Source organism: Mycobacterium sp. IDUB_1 (assembly GCF_055419625.1).
Map to the genome: position 1 here is coordinate 1 of NZ_JBVAYA010000014.1, position 427 is coordinate 427.

At 65.6% G+C, this 427-nt stretch carries 1 protein-coding gene; it reads right to left on the reverse strand.

Annotation, left to right across the window (positions count from 1 at the left end; translation table 11 throughout):
* Positions 1 to 427 (reverse strand): condensation domain-containing protein (locus ACZYYX_RS29445; protein WP_463818375.1); only part of this gene is annotated, 427 nt, incomplete at both ends.

The following is a 427-nucleotide window of genomic DNA, read 5'->3' on the forward strand; positions in this document are numbered from 1 at the left end:
CCGACGACGATGTCGGTGCCAGCACCCAACCGGCGCAACAGAACCGCCACCGCCGCATGCAACACCATGAGCATGCTGACCTGCTCATCGGCAGCCACTTCTCGCAACGCTTCGACGCTGTCGGGATCGAGAGTCAGGTCCACCGTGCCGCCGGTGCCGGAGGGTGTGGCGGGGCGGGCGCGGTCGGTGGGGAGTGGGAGTTCGTCGGGGGCGTCGGCCAGGGTGTCGGTCCAGAACTGCAGATGTTCCTCGGCGGTCTGGTCGAGAAGGTGGTGTTGCCACAGGGCGTAGTCGGCGTACTGGACCGGTAGCGGTTCCCAGGTCGGTGACTGTCCGGAATGTCTTGATGGGTAGGCGTGTTCGAGATCTGTCAGCAGGGGTGCGTCCGACCATTCGTCGGTGGTGATGTGGTGCAGCAGCAGCACCA